The sequence below is a fragment of the Agrococcus sp. BE272 genome (genome assembly GCF_031457935.1).
In the GTDB taxonomy this organism is placed as follows: domain Bacteria; phylum Actinomycetota; class Actinomycetes; order Actinomycetales; family Microbacteriaceae; genus Agrococcus; species Agrococcus sediminis.
The window spans coordinates 882,083-896,188 of the sequence record NZ_JAVDXL010000001.1 but is presented as its reverse complement, the minus strand read 5'-3'; the positions used below and the strand labels follow the sequence as shown (position 1 = coordinate 896,188).

At 73.1% G+C, this 14,106-nt stretch carries 11 protein-coding genes; 6 read left to right on the top strand and 5 right to left on the bottom strand.

Annotated features, from left to right (window positions below):
* The first annotated feature begins 7 nt into the window (after positions 1-7).
* The 6 genes from J2X49_RS04325 (at position 8) to J2X49_RS04300 (ending at position 9,015) form a co-directional block, all read left to right on the top strand.
* A complete protein-coding gene (locus J2X49_RS04325; RefSeq protein WP_396130893.1) occupies positions 8-1,684 on the top strand; it encodes a stealth family protein in 1,677 nt (558 codons plus the stop codon).
* A 187-nt stretch (positions 1,685-1,871) separates the two neighbouring features.
* Complete coding sequence (locus tag J2X49_RS04320; RefSeq protein WP_310123001.1) at positions 1,872-3,359, top strand: FGGY-family carbohydrate kinase; 1,488 nt, start codon at positions 1,872-1,874, stop codon at positions 3,357-3,359.
* 10 nt (positions 3,360-3,369) lie between these two features.
* Positions 3,370-5,007, top strand: coding sequence for a fucose isomerase (locus J2X49_RS04315; RefSeq protein ID WP_310122998.1), 1,638 nt, complete (start codon positions 3,370-3,372; stop codon positions 5,005-5,007).
* 325 nt (positions 5,008-5,332) lie between these two features.
* Positions 5,333-6,850 (top strand): sugar ABC transporter ATP-binding protein, encoded by a 1,518-nt coding sequence (locus J2X49_RS04310; protein ID WP_310122995.1) that lies wholly within the window; start codon positions 5,333-5,335, stop codon positions 6,848-6,850.
* Entirely contained in the window at positions 6,847-7,866 is a 1,020-nt protein-coding gene (locus tag J2X49_RS04305; protein WP_146354485.1) for an ABC transporter permease, read from the top strand. The genes J2X49_RS04310 and J2X49_RS04305 overlap by 4 nt, the downstream gene beginning before the upstream one ends.
* 150 nt (positions 7,867-8,016) lie before the next feature.
* Positions 8,017-9,015 carry an ABC transporter substrate-binding protein gene (locus J2X49_RS04300; RefSeq protein WP_310122989.1) on the top strand — a complete coding sequence of 333 codons (999 nt, stop codon included), beginning with the start codon at positions 8,017-8,019 and terminating at the stop codon, positions 9,013-9,015.
* A 99-nt stretch (positions 9,016-9,114) separates the two neighbouring features.
* Here J2X49_RS04300 and J2X49_RS04295 read toward each other — a convergent pair whose 3' ends face one another.
* Genes J2X49_RS04295 through xylB form a run of 5 tightly spaced genes read right to left on the bottom strand, consistent with a single transcriptional unit; the run spans position 9,115 to position 14,105 of the window.
* Complete coding sequence (locus J2X49_RS04295; protein ID WP_310122986.1) at positions 9,115-10,062, bottom strand: aryldialkylphosphatase; 948 nt, start codon at positions 10,060-10,062, stop codon at positions 9,115-9,117.
* The gene (locus J2X49_RS04290; RefSeq protein WP_310122983.1) at positions 10,059-10,970 is read right to left on the bottom strand and encodes a shikimate dehydrogenase; all 912 of its coding nucleotides are present in this window, start codon (positions 10,968-10,970) and stop codon (positions 10,059-10,061) included. Before J2X49_RS04290 ends, J2X49_RS04295 begins: the two co-directional genes overlap by 4 nt.
* Positions 10,967-11,623, bottom strand: a complete 657-nt coding sequence (locus J2X49_RS04285; protein ID WP_310122980.1) for a bifunctional 4-hydroxy-2-oxoglutarate aldolase/2-dehydro-3-deoxy-phosphogluconate aldolase — start codon at positions 11,621-11,623, stop codon at positions 10,967-10,969. The genes J2X49_RS04290 and J2X49_RS04285 overlap by 4 nt, the downstream gene beginning before the upstream one ends.
* Positions 11,620-12,615 carry an NAD(P)-dependent oxidoreductase gene (locus J2X49_RS04280; protein ID WP_310122977.1) on the bottom strand — a complete coding sequence of 332 codons (996 nt, stop codon included), beginning with the start codon at positions 12,613-12,615 and terminating at the stop codon, positions 11,620-11,622. The genes J2X49_RS04285 and J2X49_RS04280 overlap by 4 nt, the downstream gene beginning before the upstream one ends.
* Positions 12,615-14,105, bottom strand: coding sequence for a xylulokinase (gene xylB / locus J2X49_RS04275; RefSeq protein ID WP_310122975.1), 1,491 nt, complete (start codon positions 14,103-14,105; stop codon positions 12,615-12,617). Before xylB ends, J2X49_RS04280 begins: the two co-directional genes overlap by 1 nt.
* Position 14,106: the final 1 nt, after the last annotated feature.

Genomic DNA, 14,106 nt, shown 5'->3' with positions numbered 1-14,106 from the left:
TCCAGACGTGAGCAGCGAGCGAGAGCACGGCCCCGGCGCCGCGAGCGCGTTCTCGCGCTCCGACCCCCACGCAGAGCCCGGCATCCGCGTCTCCGACGCGCCCGAGCTCGTGCTCGTGCCCTCGGGCGGGCGCTTCGACCGGTTCGACCGCGACGACGTGGTGGTGCGCAAGGGCCGGTACGCGCTCGCGAACGGCCACAGCACGCCGCACGAGTCGATGGTCGAGGACCTCCTCGCGCTCGGCGCGGCGCTCGACGCGGCCGACATCCCGTTCCTGCTCGTGCGCGACGACGACGGCCGGCCGATCGTCGCCGTGGACCGCGCCCGCCGCAAGCAGCTCGCGGCGGTGCTCGCGGGCGCCTTCGCCGACGAGCCCTTCTACGCCGAGGCGATCGCGCCGGCGAAGGCCGCGCACCACGGCCCCGTGCTGCTCGCCGACGGCCGGCTCGCCGGGCACCGCAAGGCATCCGCGATGCGCGTCTACCGGCCGCGCGTCGAGCCCGCCGGGCGCCTGCGGTACGGCCGCGAGACCGCGGTGCAGCTCGAGCTGTGGCGCTTCGGCGACGACACGATCGTGGCACCGCTGCCCAACGCCGTGATGCGCGCGACGATGCCGCGCCACGAGGCGGTCGACGCCACCGTGGTGCGCTACGGCCGCGAGTGGCAGACGATCCAGGACATGTGGGAGCCGCTCGCGAGCGACGTCACCTTCGACATCGACATCGTCTTCTCCTGGGTCGACGGCTCGAGCGACGACTTCCAGCGCGAGCGTGCGAAGCGGATGCAGGCGTACGTCGTCGGGGAGGGCGACGACTCCGAGGCGCGCTTCCGGCAGATCGACGAGCTGAAGTACGCGCTCCGCTCCGTGCACATGTACGCGCCGTGGATCCGCCGCATCTTCATCGCCACCGACTCGCCGGCGCCGGCGTGGCTCGCCGAGCACCCGCGGGTGACGCTCGTGCCGGCCGAGGCGATGTTCGCCGACCCGTCGGTGCTGCCGACCCACAACTCGCACGCGGTCGAGGCGCAGCTGCACCGCATCGAGGGCCTGAGCGAGCACTTCCTGTACTCCAACGACGACATGTTCTTCGGGCGCGCGCTCAAGCCCGACCTGTTCTTCTCGCCCGGCGGCATCACGAAGTTCGTCGAGGCGACCACGCGCATCGGGCTGGGGGAGACCCACCCGGAGCGCTCGGGCCACGACAACGCGGCGCGCTCGAACCGCCGGCTCCTGCGGGAGCGCTTCGGCGCGGTGACGACGCGGCACCTCGAGCACTGCGCGGCGCCGCTGCGTCGCAGCGTCATGGCCGAGCTCGAGGCCGAGTTCCCCGAGGACTTCCGGCGCACGACGGCCGCGCGGTTCCGCTCGGCGACCGACATCTCGGTGACGAACTCGCTGTACCACTACTACGCGCTCGTGACGGGCCGGGCGGTGCAGCAGACCGCCGCGAAGGTGCAGTACGTCGAGACGACGCTGCGGAAGGCGCTGCCGGCCATGGAGCGGCTGCTGCGCAAGCGCGACCAGGACATGTTCTGCCTCAACGACGGCTCGTTCCCCGAGATCTCGGTGGAGGAGCGCACTCGCGCGGTGCGCGAGTTCCTCGAGCACTACTTCCCGATCCCGGCGCCGTGGGAGCGCGATCGACCGGTCGAGGCAGCCGAGCCCCGCACCCTCTCGCTCTAGCCGAGCGGCGCGATCGGTGCCGCGAGAACGGACGAGTCGCCACGCGACGGCCAACCATCCGACGTTCCACGGCGTCGGAGCACGGGACTGCGCCGAACTGGCAGAACGGCACCGTGCGTCCCGGCAGCATGGATGCGCGAACATCCGATCTCTGGCACGCTAGAGCGCGGATCGAAGGAGCTCGCACATGATCAGCGCCACCCTCGGGGTCGACGTCGGCACGTCCAGCACGAAGGGCGTGCTCGTCGACGGATCGGGCGCCGTGCTCGCGACCGCCGTCCGCGAGCACACCGTCGACCGGCCCGCCCCCGGCCACGTCGAGATGGATGCCGAGCGGTGGTGGAGCGAGCTCGTCTCGATCGTGCGCGAGCTGCTCGCCGCGGTGCCCGACGCCGAGCCGGTCGCGGTGGGCGTGAGCGGCATGGGCCCGTGCGTCGCGCTGCTCGACGGCGCCGGCGCGCCCGTGCGCCCGGCCATCCTCTACGGCGTCGACTCGCGGGCCGGCGAGCAGATCGAGCGCATCACCGCAGAGCTCGGCGCCGAGGCGATCGTCGCCCTCGGCGGCAGCGCCCTCACCTCGCAGGCCGCGGGGCCGAAGATCGCCTGGATCCGCGAGCACGAGCCCGAGGCCTACGCGCGGGCCGAGTCGCTCGCCATGCCCGCGTCGTTCCTCGCGCTCCGGCTGACGGGCGAGCTGCTGCTCGACCACCACTCGGCGAGCCAGTGCTGGCCGCTCTACGACCTCGACGCCGCGGCCTGGGACGACCGCGCGTGGGATGCCGTCGCCCCCGGCATCGCCCAGCCGCGGCTCGCGCTGCCGGCCGAGGCCGCGGGGGTCGTCACGGCCGAGGCGGCGCGCGAGACGGGCCTGCCCGAGGGCATCCCCGTCGCGCTCGGCACGATCGACGCCTGGACCGAGGCGGTGAGCGCCGGCGCCACCCGCAGCGGCGACCTCATGCTCATGTACGGCACGACGATGTTCCTCATCGCGACGACGGATGCGCGGCCGAGCGCCCCGGGCATGTGGACGACGCGGGGCGTCGGCGCCGGCTCCTACTCGCTCGCCGGCGGCATGGCCACCTCCGGCGCGATCACGACCTGGATCCGCGACCTCGTCGCCGGGAGCGACTACGCGACGCTCACGCGCGAGGCGGCCGAGAGCGGGCTCGGAGCCCGCGGCCTGCTGATGCTGCCGTACTTCGCCGGCGAGCGCACGCCCGTGCAGGATCCGGACGCCCGGGGCGTCGTCGTCGGCCTCAGCCTCGAGACGACCGCCGGTGACCTCTACCGCGCCGCGCTCGAGGCGACCGCCTTCGGCGTGCGCCACAACATCGAGGTCATGCGCGAGGCGGGCACGCGCATCGAGCGGGTCGTCGCGATCGGCGGCGGCACGACCGGCGGCCTCTGGACCCAGATCGTCTCGGACGTCACGGGCCTGCCCCAGGTGCTGCCGAGCGTGACCGTGGGGGCGAGCTTCGGCGCCGCCTTCCTCGCCGCCGGCCTCATCGGGACGCCCGACATCGACGACTGGAACCCGGCGTCGCACATCGTCGAGCCCGACCCGGGCCGGCACGCGGCCTACGACCGCCTGTACGGCCTGTACCGCGACCTCTACCCCGCCACGCGCGACATCGCCCACGCACTCATCGACTCGCGTCGCACCGACGCCCACTGAGAGGACCGACATGACCACCGCCTACGCCATCCCCGAGCGCCGCACCTGGCCCGAGGCCGCGCCCACCACCGTCTACACGGTCGCCTCCGGTGACCTGCGGCTCGCCGCCAACACCACGTGCTGGCCCGCGCAGCAGGCGTTCGAGGAGCAGGTGCGGGAGGCGTTCGCCTCGCACGGCTGGGAGACCCAGCGCGCCCACGGCGTGGACCCCGAGACGGGGCACGGCTTCATCGACTCGCAGGCGCGTGGCATCGAGGTCTTCCGCTCCGTGCCGAAGGACGCGCCCGTCGTCGTCGTCGACGCCGTCTGGCAGTACAGCCACCACGTGCTCGCGGGGCTCCGCGCCCACCGCGGGCCCATCCTCATCGTCGCCAACTGGGAGGGCCAGTACCCCGGGCTCGTGGGCCTGCTCAACCTGACGGCGAGCCTCACGAAGGCCGAGATCGAGCACTCGATCCTGTGGAGCCGCGACTTCACCGACGAGTGGGCGCGCACGAAGCTCGGCGAGTGGCTCAAGACCGGCACCGTCGAGCACGACACGTCGCACGTGCGCGACCTCGGTGCCGTCCCCGACAGCGACGAGGCCCGCCTCGGCACGGCCCTGGCCGAGCAGCTGCGCGACGACCACGCGGTCATCGGCATCTTCGACGAGGGCTGCATGGGCATGTACAACGCCATCATCGACGACGAGATGCTGAACCCCACCGGCATCTACAAGGAGCGCCTCTCGCAGAGCGCGCTGCTCGCCGAGATGGCGCTCGTGCCCGACGCCGAGGCCGAGGCCGCGCTCACGTGGCTCGAGCAGGCGGGGCTGACCTTCCACTGGGGCCAGGACGACGCGACCGAGCTCACGCGCGAGCAGGTGCTCAGCCAGATGCGCATGTACATCGCGGCGCTCCGCATCGGCGACGACTACGGCGTCGACGCGATCGGCATCCAGTACCAGCAGGGCCTCAAGGACCAGTGCGCCGCCTCCGATCTCGCGGAGGGTCTCCTCAACAACGTCGAGCGCCCGCCGGTGCGCTCGCGCGACGGCGAGCGCGAGCTCTGGGCCGGCGCGCCGCTGCCGCACTTCAACGAGGTCGACGAGGGCGTGGCGGTGGATGCGCTCGTCACCAACCGGGTCTGGACCGCGATGGGGTTCGACCCGGCCACGACGCTGCACGACATCCGCTGGGGCGAGGAGTACGACGGCGAGTTCGTCTGGGTCTTCGAGATCTCGGGGTCGGTGCCCGCGAGCCACAACGGCGGCTACGACCGCTCGTACTCGATGCGCCAGGTGCCGATGTTCTTCCCGAAGGGCGGCGGCACGCTCTCGGGCGTCTCGAAGCCGGGCGAGATCGTCTGGTCGCGGGTGTTCGTCATGGACGGCGCGCTGCACGCCGACATCGGCCGCGCGCACGTGGTCGAGCTCCCCGAGGAGGAGACCCAGCGCCGCCTCGACTCGACCGACCACCAGTGGCCGATCATGCACGCGGTGCTGCACGGCGTCAGCCGCGACCAGCTGATGGCCCGGCACAAGTCGAACCACATCCAGGTGGCGTACGCGCCCGACGCCGAGGCGGCCGACCGCGCCCTCGCGGCGAAGGCCGCCATGTTCGCCGGCATGGGGCTTGAGGTGCACCTCTGCGGCGACGTCGCGCTCTGAGCCGCGGCGACGCACGATCCTGCACGGCCGGTCGGATGTCTCGCGGCCGGCCGTGCAGCACGAATCCGAAGCCGCAAACGCCCGGCGCTCCCAGTTCGGCATGCCCGTCCGGCCGCGCACGACCGCGACCCCTGCCGCGTCCTGGCATGATGCGTGGGGTACTGCGCGAACCGTTACCGGCTTGTGACCGCACGGGGTCGCGCTCGGCGGATCCGTTAGATACATTCAGGTACAACTTGCGGTGGATGCGCCGGTGTGGGCATCATAGGTCGGATCTTTCCGGCAGTCGGAAGTCAGCAGAGTCCTCCAACGAAGCAGGTACGACGTGACAGCAGCGCTCCTCGAGGTCGAGGGCATGAGCAAGAGCTTCCCGGGCGTCCGGGCGCTCCACGAGGTGCAGTTCAGCCTGCACTCCGGCGAGGTGCTCGTGCTGGTCGGCGAGAACGGCGCCGGCAAGTCGACGCTCATGAAGATCCTCTCCGGCATCTACCAGCGCGACGCCGGCTCGATCCGCGTCGACGGCCAGGAGGTCGAGATCCCCGGCCCCGCGGCCGCCCAGGCGCTCGGCATCAGCATCATCCACCAGGAGATGAACCTGATGCCCGACCTGACGGTCGCGCAGAACATCTACATCGGCCGGGAGCCGCGCAAGGGCCCGTTCCTCGACGAGCGCGGTCTCACCCGCAAGGCGCAGCAGCTGCTCGACGACCTCGGCATCAAGCTCGACGCCAAGCAGCGGGTCGGCGACCTGACCGTCGCCAAGCAGCAGATGGTCGAGATCGCCAAGGCGCTCTCGTTCGACGCCCGCGTGCTGATCATGGACGAGCCGACGAGCGCGCTGACCGACACCGAGGTCGAGACGCTCATCGGCCTCATCGAGAGCCTGAAGGCCAAGGGCACCGGCATCGTCTACATCTCCCACCGCATGGAGGAGCTGAAGCGCCTCGCCGACCGCGTCACCGTGCTGCGCGACGGCGAGTACATCGGCACCCTCGAGCGCGACGAGATCGACGTCCCCACGATCATCGAGATGATGGTCGGCCGCCACCTCGACGAGGGGGCGCGGCCGAAGGCGAGCGAGCACCTGCGCGACGAGGTCGTGCTGCGCGTCACGGGCCTGTCGACCCGGCAGCTGCTGCGCGACGTGAGCTTCGAGCTGCACCGCGGCGAGATCCTCGGCTTCGCCGGGCTCATGGGCGCCGGCCGCACCGAGACGGCGCGCGCCATCATCGGCGCCGACCCCCGCAGCGGCGGCACGATCGAGGTCAACGGCAAGCAGGTGTCGATCAAGCAGCCCGCGGATGCGGTGCGGCACGGGATCGGGTACCTCTCGGAGGACCGCAAGCGGCTCGGCCTCATGCTCGAGCAGAGCGTGACCTTCAACACCGCGCTCGCGTCGATGGGCACCTTCACGGGCCCGCTCGGCATCGTGCAGCAGGGCAAGGCGCGCACGACCGCGGAGCGCTACGTGAAGGACCTCCGCACGAGGACGCCCTCCACCGAGCAGGTCGTGAAGCTGCTCTCGGGCGGCAACCAGCAGAAGGTCGTCATCGCCAAGTGGCTGGCGCGCGACTGCGACATCCTCATCTTCGACGAGCCGACCCGCGGCATCGACGTCGGCGCGAAGGAGGAGATCTACCGCCTCCTCCAGAAGCTCGCCGCGGAGGGCAAGTCGATCATCGTCATCTCGAGCGAGCTGCCGGAGGTGCTGCGCCTCGCGCACCGCATCGTCGTGATGGCGAACGGCCGGGTGACCGGCACCCTGGCCAACGAGGACGCCAGCCAGGCCAAGATCATGGAGTTCGCGACCCACCTGGTCGCCGATGAGCAGGGAGCAGCATGAGCCAGACGACCCAGAGCCCCGCCGACGCGCCCTCGGACGAGGCCGTCGCCAAGGAGCGCGGCGCCCGGGCCGCGCTGTGGCGCAAGGGCCTCCAGCAGGGCCTGGCCTTCGGCACGCTCGTCGTGCTGCTGCTGTTCTTCTCGATCGCGAGCAACAACTTCTTCACCTGGTCGAACATCTCGGGCATCCTGCTCGCGACCGCGGTGATCGGCATCCTCGCGCTCGGCACGACGTTCGTCATCACGACCGGCGGCATCGACCTCTCGATCGGCACGGGCATGACGCTCGCGGCGGTGATGACCGGCATCGTGGCCGTGAACCTCGGCCTGCCGCTCATCTTCGGCGTGCTCGCCGGCATCGCGACCGGCGCGCTCATGGGCCTCATCAACGGCATCAACGTCGCCTACCTGAAGCTGCCGCCGTTCATCGCGACGCTCGCGATGATGATGGTCGCGCAGGGCCTCGCGCTCGTGATCTCGGGCGTGCGCCCGATCTACTTCTCGGGCGTGCCGGGCTTCAAGGACATCGCCCTCGGCACGCTCATCCCGAGCCTGCCGAACGCGGTGCTCATCATGTTCATCCTCGCGGCGGTCGCCTACTTCCTGCTCAGCAAGACCGTCTTCGGCCGCTACACCGTGGCGATCGGCTCGAACGAGGAGGCGACGCGCCTCTCGGGCGTCAACACGAACCGATGGCTCGTCACGATCTACACCGTCGCGGGCGTGTTCACCGGCATCGCCGGCGTCGTGCTCGCCGCCCGCCTCGACTCGGCCCAGCCGCAGCTCGGCGTCGGCTACGAGCTGCAGGCCATCGCGGCCGTGATCATCGGCGGCACGTCGCTGCTCGGCGGCCGCGGCTCGATCGTCGGCACGCTCATCGGCGCGCTCATCATGAGCGTGCTGATCAACGGCCTGCGCATCATGTCGATCCAGACCGAGTGGCAGAACGTCGTCGTCGGCGTGGTCATCGCGATCGCCGTCTTCGCAGACTCCCTCCGCAACCGCAGAGGGCTCTGACCCCAAGCCCCGCGCGGCGGCCGTGCCAGCCGCCTCGCGTCGCCGGAGCACTCCGGCACCCACCCCGACCGCCCAGCCGGGCGGCCAGCACCAGGCACAGCCAGCAGTGACAGGACGCCGAGCGATCGGCGCAGAGACAACGGAGTTTCCATGAGGTTCAGCAAGAGGACGGCGCTCGTCGCCGGCGCGGCCACGTTCGCGCTCGCGCTCGCCGGCTGCTCGGGCGGAGGCGCCCCGGCAACGTCGGGCGAGCCCGAGGCGGGCGGCGACGGCGAGACGCTGCAGATCGCGCTGGTGTCGAAGGGCTTCCAGCACCAGTTCTGGCAGGCCGTGCGCACCGGCGCCGAGGAGGCAGCCGAGGAGCTCGGCGTCGAGGTCACCTTCGAGGGCCCCGCCGCCGAGACCGAGATCGACGCGCAGCTGCAGATGCTGCAGGCAGCGATCGACCGCGGCCCCGACGCGATCGGCTATGCCGCGCTCGACCCGCAGGCGTGCATCCCGCTCTACGAGGCGGCCGAGAGCGCCGGCATCCCCATCGTCGAGTTCGACGCCGGCTGCGAGAGCGAGTACGGCCAGAACCTGGCCGCGACCGACTCGATGGCCGCGGGCGCGCTCGCCGCGCAGAACATGGCCGAGCTGATCGGCGGCGAGGGCCAGGTCGGCATCGTCGGCCACAGCCAGATCAACTCGACCGGTGTCGAGCGCCGTGACGGCTTCGTCGAGGAGATCGAGGCGAACTACCCCGACATCGAGATCGTCGACATCCAGTACGGCGATGGCGACCACCTCCGCTCGGCCGACATCGCCAAGGCGATGATCGCCGCGCACCCCGACCTCGTCGGCCTCTACGGCACGAACGAGGGCTCCGCGATCGGCATCGTGAACGCCGTGACCGAGCTGGGCCTGCCGGCCGGCGAGCTCACCATCGTCGGCTTCGACTCGGGCGCCGCCCAGGTCGACGCGATCCGCAACGGCGTCATGGCCGGCGCGATCACGCAGGACCCGATCGGCATCGGCCGCACGGTGGTCGAGAACGCCGTCGCCGCCATCAACGGCGAGGAGCTCGAGGACTTCACGGACACCGGCTCGTACTGGTACGACGCCGAGAACCTCGACGACCCGGAGATCGCAGCGGTCCTCTACGAGTGATCGGCTGACGGTCGTCCACGACCGCAGACGCAGGAGCCCCCGGCCACCAGGCCGGGGGCTTCCGCGTGCACGGGGAGCGCGGGGAGCGCGGGGAGCGGCTCAGCCGCGGATCGCGAGCAGCTCGCGCGGGTGGGCCACGAGCATCCGCTCGACGGCCTCGTCGCCGATGCGCTCGCGCAGCCGCGGCAGATAGCGCGCGCCGAGGTAGGCGAGGCCGGGCATGCCGCCGTAGGCGACGTAGCGCGAGGCGCGCGCGACGTCGCCGCCGAGCAGGATGCGGTCGAAGCCGCGCTCGACGACCGCCGCGGTGAGCTCGAGCAGCTCGTGGTCGCTGCGGTCCCGCCACCGCGCCATGCCGTCGTAGCCGAGCGCGCAGCCGCGCGCGAGCAGCTCGGCGTGGTGGCCGGGGTCGATGAGCCGGTCGGCGTGCGCGAGCATGACGCGCCCGGGCGCGACCCCGAGGCGCTCGAGCAGGTCGAGCACCTCGTGGCCCGCGCTGCCGTGCTCGAGGTGCACCATGATCGCCGCGCCCGTCTCGGCGTGCGCGATCGCGGCCGCCACGAGCGTGGTGCGCTCGAAGGGCGCGATCGACCAGTAGCCGATGCCGGTCTTGATGAGGCCGGCGCGCACGGGCTCGCCCTCGTGGAGCGCGGGGCCCGCGTCCGGCCCGTCGTGCTCGGGCATCCCCTCCACGAGGTCGCGCACGAACGCCGCGGCACGGCGCTCGGCGTCCCAGCCGCGCAGCGGGTGCTCGGCGCCGTAGTGGGCCTCGCGGTGGATGCCCGTGCTCGCGACGACGCCGAGGCCGGTCGTCGCGCTGATGGCCGCGACCTCGGCCGGCCGGCGCCCGAGCCCGATGGGCGTCGCGTCGATCATCGCCGCGACGCCGCTGCCGCGCAGGCTCGCCGCCTCCTGGCGGGAGCGCTCCGGGTCGTCGAGCTCGTCGCCCGGCAGGAGCGGCGAGACCTGGAAGAGGTGCTCGTGCGCGTCGACCGCGCCGAGGGCCGCCGGCTCGACGTCGCCGAGCACGGTGCGGACGACGGTCATGCGCGGAACGGCTCGGCGGCGACCGCGAGGCGCTCGACGAGCGCCGGCGTCATCTCGATCGCGAAGACCTCGCCGATCACCTGGGTCCAGCCGTGGATGAAGTAGCGCCACCCGTCGACCACCGTCAGCTCGCGCTCGGCCTGCTGCGCGCGCGCCTGGTGCAGGAACTCGAGGCTGCCGCGGTAGTTGAACTCCCAGACGACCGCCCGCCGCGGGAAGACCGCTCCGTCGGGCACGGGCGAGCCCGGCCGGTCCTTCCCGAGCCCGGAGGCGTTCACGACGAGGCTGCCCTCCGGCGCGTCGGCGAGCGCCGCGCGGGTGGCGTCGGGCGTGGCCTCGAGCAGCGTCAGGAGCGCCGGGTCGGTGCCGCGCGAGGCGTGCACGGCGGCCAGGTGGTCGAGGCGCTCGCGGCTCGTGTCGGTGACGAGGATGCGCCGCGGCCGGTCGTCGCGCTCGGCGAGGCGCCAGGTGAGGGCCAGGCCCGCACCGCCCGCCCCGAGCACGACGGCGTCGCGGACGCCGCCGAACGCATCCGGGGCCAGGAACTCGTCGAGCGCGAGCCCGGCGGTGATCGGATCCTTCGCGTGGCCGAGCAGGCGCCCGTCGCGCTTGGCGATGCTCGAGACCTCGCCGCACGCGCGCGCGAAGTCGTCGAGCTCGTCGAAGAGGTCGTGGGCGGCCGCGTAGAGCGCCATCTTGTGCGTGGTCACGAGCGCCCCCCGGTGCTCGGGATCGTCGCGGATGGCCTCCACGAGCGCGCGGTACTGCTCGCGGGTCGCGTCGAGCGGCAGGTCGTGCCCCTCGAGCTCGCGCGTGGGGAGCCCGAGGATGTCGGCCCAGACGGGGAAGATCGCCATGATCGACGACGACCGGGTCGAGACGCCGACGAAGCCCATGCGGCCGCTCATGCGCGCCTCGCCGCCTCGAGCGCCGACGCGTAGTCGCGGGCGCGCGCCTCGATCGCGTCCCAGTCCCGCGCCGCGAGGGCGTCGCGGGCCAGCAGGTCGCCGCCCGCCCCCACCGCGATCGCGCCGGCGGCGAGGAACTCGGCGAGGTTCTCGGCGGTGACGCCGCCCGTGGGCATGAGCACCGCGTCGGCGAACGGCTCGCGGAGCGCCTTGAGGAACCCCGGGCCGCCGAGCGACGCGGGGAAGACCTTCACGACGTCGACGCCGAGCGCCATCGCGCCCATGACCTCGGTGGGCGTCATGGCGCCCGTCATGGTCGTGAGGCCCGTGCCGAGCATCGCCCGCGCGAGGTCGGGCAGCGTGCCGGGGGCGACGAGGAACTGCGCGCCCGCAGCGGCCGACTCCTCGGCTTGCGCCGGGGTCGTGACGGTGCCGGCGCCGACGAGCGCCGCGTCGCCGTGGCGGCGCCGCAGCTCGGCGATCACGGCCGCCGCGTCGGGCGTCGAGTACGTGACCTCGATGCCGGTGACGCCGCCGCGCACGAGGGCGGCGGCGGCCTGCACCGCGCGCTCGGCGTCGGGCGCGCGCAGCACGGCGAGCACGCCGGCGCTGCGCACGGCATCGAGGCGGTCGGTGGGGGCATGGACGCTCATGCCTGCTCCTCTCGGCGCCGCGCGGCGAGCGCGGCGGGGTCGGGGTCGTTCACGGGGTTCGGCGGGGCGATGCCCTCGAGCGCGGCGAGCGCGTTGGCCACGGCGATGGAGCCCATGCCGTCGACCGCCTCGACGGTCTGCGCCCCGAGGTGCGGCGTGACGGTGACGCGGTCGGCGAGGTCGTCGGCGAGCAGCGGGGAGGCGGTGCCCGCCGTGTCGCCGGCGAGCGTGTCGGCCGCGAAGGCGGTGATGCGCCCGTCGCGGAGCGCCTCGGCGAGCGCGGCCTCGTCGATGAGGTCGGCGCGCGCGGTGTTCACGAGCACGAGCGGCCGCGCGACCCCGGCGAGCCAGCCGGCGTCGACGAGCGTCTGGCCGCCGGGTGCGTGGAGGGTGATGAGGTCGCACTCCCGGGCCATCGCCGCCAGGTCGAGCGGCTCGGCGCCGCCGTCCCGCACCTGCTCGTCGGTGAGCATGGGATCGGTCGCGACGATGCGCGAGCCGAAGCCGCCGAGCCGGCGCGCGACGCCCCGGCCGATGCGGCCGAACCCGACGATGCCGACGGTGAGGGCGCCGAGCTCGCGCCCGCGCACCGCCCGCCAGTCGCCGCGCCGCACCTGCCGGTCGCCGTGCGCGATCGAGCGCAGCGCGGCGAGCATGAGCGCGACCGCGTGGTCGGCGACCGCGTCGGAGTTCGCGCCCGGGGTGTTCGTGACGAGGATGCCGCGCGCGGTCGCCGCGGCGACATCGACCGCCTCCGTGCCGACGCCGTAGCGGGCGACCACGCGCAGCCGCGGCGCGGCGTCGAGGTGCTCGGCCGTCACGGGGCCGGTGCCGGCGATCCACGCGTCGGCGCCCGCGAGCGCCTCGCGCAGCGCGTCGAGCGCGTGGTCGCTCGGCCCTCGCAGCACGGTGTGGCCGGCGCGCTCGAGCTCGCCGACGAGGTCGCGGCTGCCGCCGCCGAAGGAGCGGCTCGTCGCGAGGATCGTCGCCATCAGTGCGCGCCGAACCACGGCTCGAGGGCCGCGTAAGCCTCGTCGAAGCGCCCGAGCCGCTGCCGGTACTGGTCGTGGCGCCCGGCGTCGGGCACGAACTCGGCGGTCACCTCCGACAGGTCGCGGGCCGCCGCGAAGGAGTCGACGAGCCCCAGGCCCATCGCACCGACCACCGCTGCGCCGAGGCTGTTGGCCTCCTCGACCACCGAGCGGCGGCGCACGGGCACGCCCCACACATCCGCCATGATCTGCAGCCAGGCGTCGCTCGCGGCGCCGCCGCCGACCGCGTCGATGCGGTCGATCGTCGAGCCCGACTCGCGGAACGCGTCGATGCAGACGGCGAGGTTGAAGGCGACGCCCTCGAGCACGGCGCGCACGAGGTGCGCCCTGCCGTGGTGCCTGCCGATGCCGACGAACGCGCCGCGCGCGTCGGGGTTCCAGCGCGGGGCGCGCTCGCCCAGCAGGTAGGGGAGGAAGTACAGGCCGCCGGTCGCCGCATCGTCGGTGTCGGCCTGCGCGACGAGCTCGGCGAGCGAGCGCCCGTCGGGCTCGGGCGAGAGCACCTCGTTGATCCAGCTCACCGACGCGCCCGCGGCCTGCATGGTCGCGGTGGGCACGTACTGGCCGGGCACGACGTGGTCGAAGGTGAAGGTGCGCATGCTCGGGTCGAGCACCGGCTGCTCGGCCGAGAACGAGATCCACGACGAGGTGCCGAGGCACACGTACGCGCCGTCCTCCGGCGCGACGACGCCGGCGCCGACGGCGGCGATCGGGCCGTCGCCGCCGCCCATCACGACGCGGGTGCCCTTCGGGAGCCCCGTCGCGGCCGCGGCATCGTCGGTGAGCGTGCCGACCACCTCGGTCGAGGCGACGATGTCGGGGAAGATCGAGATGTCGAGCCCGGCCGCGTCGATGACGGCGCGCGACCAGGTGCCCGCCTGCTGGTCGAAGGCGTTGGTGGCGGATGCGTCGCTCGGCTCGGTCGCGAGGCGCCCGGTGAGGCGGTGCACGACGAAGTCCTTCGCGACGCAGAACCACCGCACGCGGTCGTACACGTCGGGCTCGTGGTCGCGCACCCACATGACCTTGGCGATCGAGTACGTGGGGTTCAGCCGGTGGCCGAGCAGCGCGTACGCCTCGCGCTCGCCGAGCCGGTCGACGAGCTGCTCGGTCTGCGCCTGCGCGCGCGTGTCGGCCCAGATGATCGCCGGGCGCACCGGCTCGTAGTGCTCGTCGAGCAGCACCGCGCCCATCATCTGGCCGCTGACGACGAGGCCGGTGACGGTCGCGGGGTCGGTGCCGGTGCGCGCGAGCAGCGAGCGGGTCGCCTCGACGACCGCCCGCTCCCAGTCGCGCGGATCCTGCTCGGCGATGCCGCCGTCGGCGAAGCGCACGGGGTAGGCGACCGTGACGGATGCGCGCAGCCGGCCGTCGTCGTCGTGCAGGGAGGCCTTGTTGCCGGTCGTGCCGAGGTCGTGCGCGATCAGCATG

What these genes read in the sequence shown, in the direction of transcription:
- J2X49_RS04320 (WP_310123001.1), top strand. Translation starts at nt 1,872, where the DNA reads ATGATCAGCGCCACCCTCGGGGTCGACGTCGGCACGTCCAGCACGAAG.
- J2X49_RS04315 (WP_310122998.1), top strand. Translation starts at nt 3,370, where the DNA reads ATGACCACCGCCTACGCCATCCCCGAGCGCCGCACCTGGCCCGAGGCC.
- J2X49_RS04305 (WP_146354485.1), top strand. Translation starts at nt 6,847, where the DNA reads ATGAGCCAGACGACCCAGAGCCCCGCCGACGCGCCCTCGGACGAGGCC.
- J2X49_RS04300 (WP_310122989.1), top strand. Translation starts at nt 8,017, where the DNA reads ATGAGGTTCAGCAAGAGGACGGCGCTCGTCGCCGGCGCGGCCACGTTC.
- J2X49_RS04295 (WP_310122986.1), bottom strand. Translation starts at nt 10,062, where the DNA reads ATGACCGTCGTCCGCACCGTGCTCGGCGACGTCGAGCCGGCGGCCCTC.
- J2X49_RS04290 (WP_310122983.1), bottom strand. Translation starts at nt 10,970, where the DNA reads ATGAGCGGCCGCATGGGCTTCGTCGGCGTCTCGACCCGGTCGTCGTCG.
- J2X49_RS04285 (WP_310122980.1), bottom strand. Translation starts at nt 11,623, where the DNA reads ATGAGCGTCCATGCCCCCACCGACCGCCTCGATGCCGTGCGCAGCGCC.
- J2X49_RS04280 (WP_310122977.1), bottom strand. Translation starts at nt 12,615, where the DNA reads ATGGCGACGATCCTCGCGACGAGCCGCTCCTTCGGCGGCGGCAGCCGC.
- xylB (WP_310122975.1), bottom strand. Translation starts at nt 14,105, where the DNA reads ATGCTGATCGCGCACGACCTCGGCACGACCGGCAACAAGGCCTCCCTG.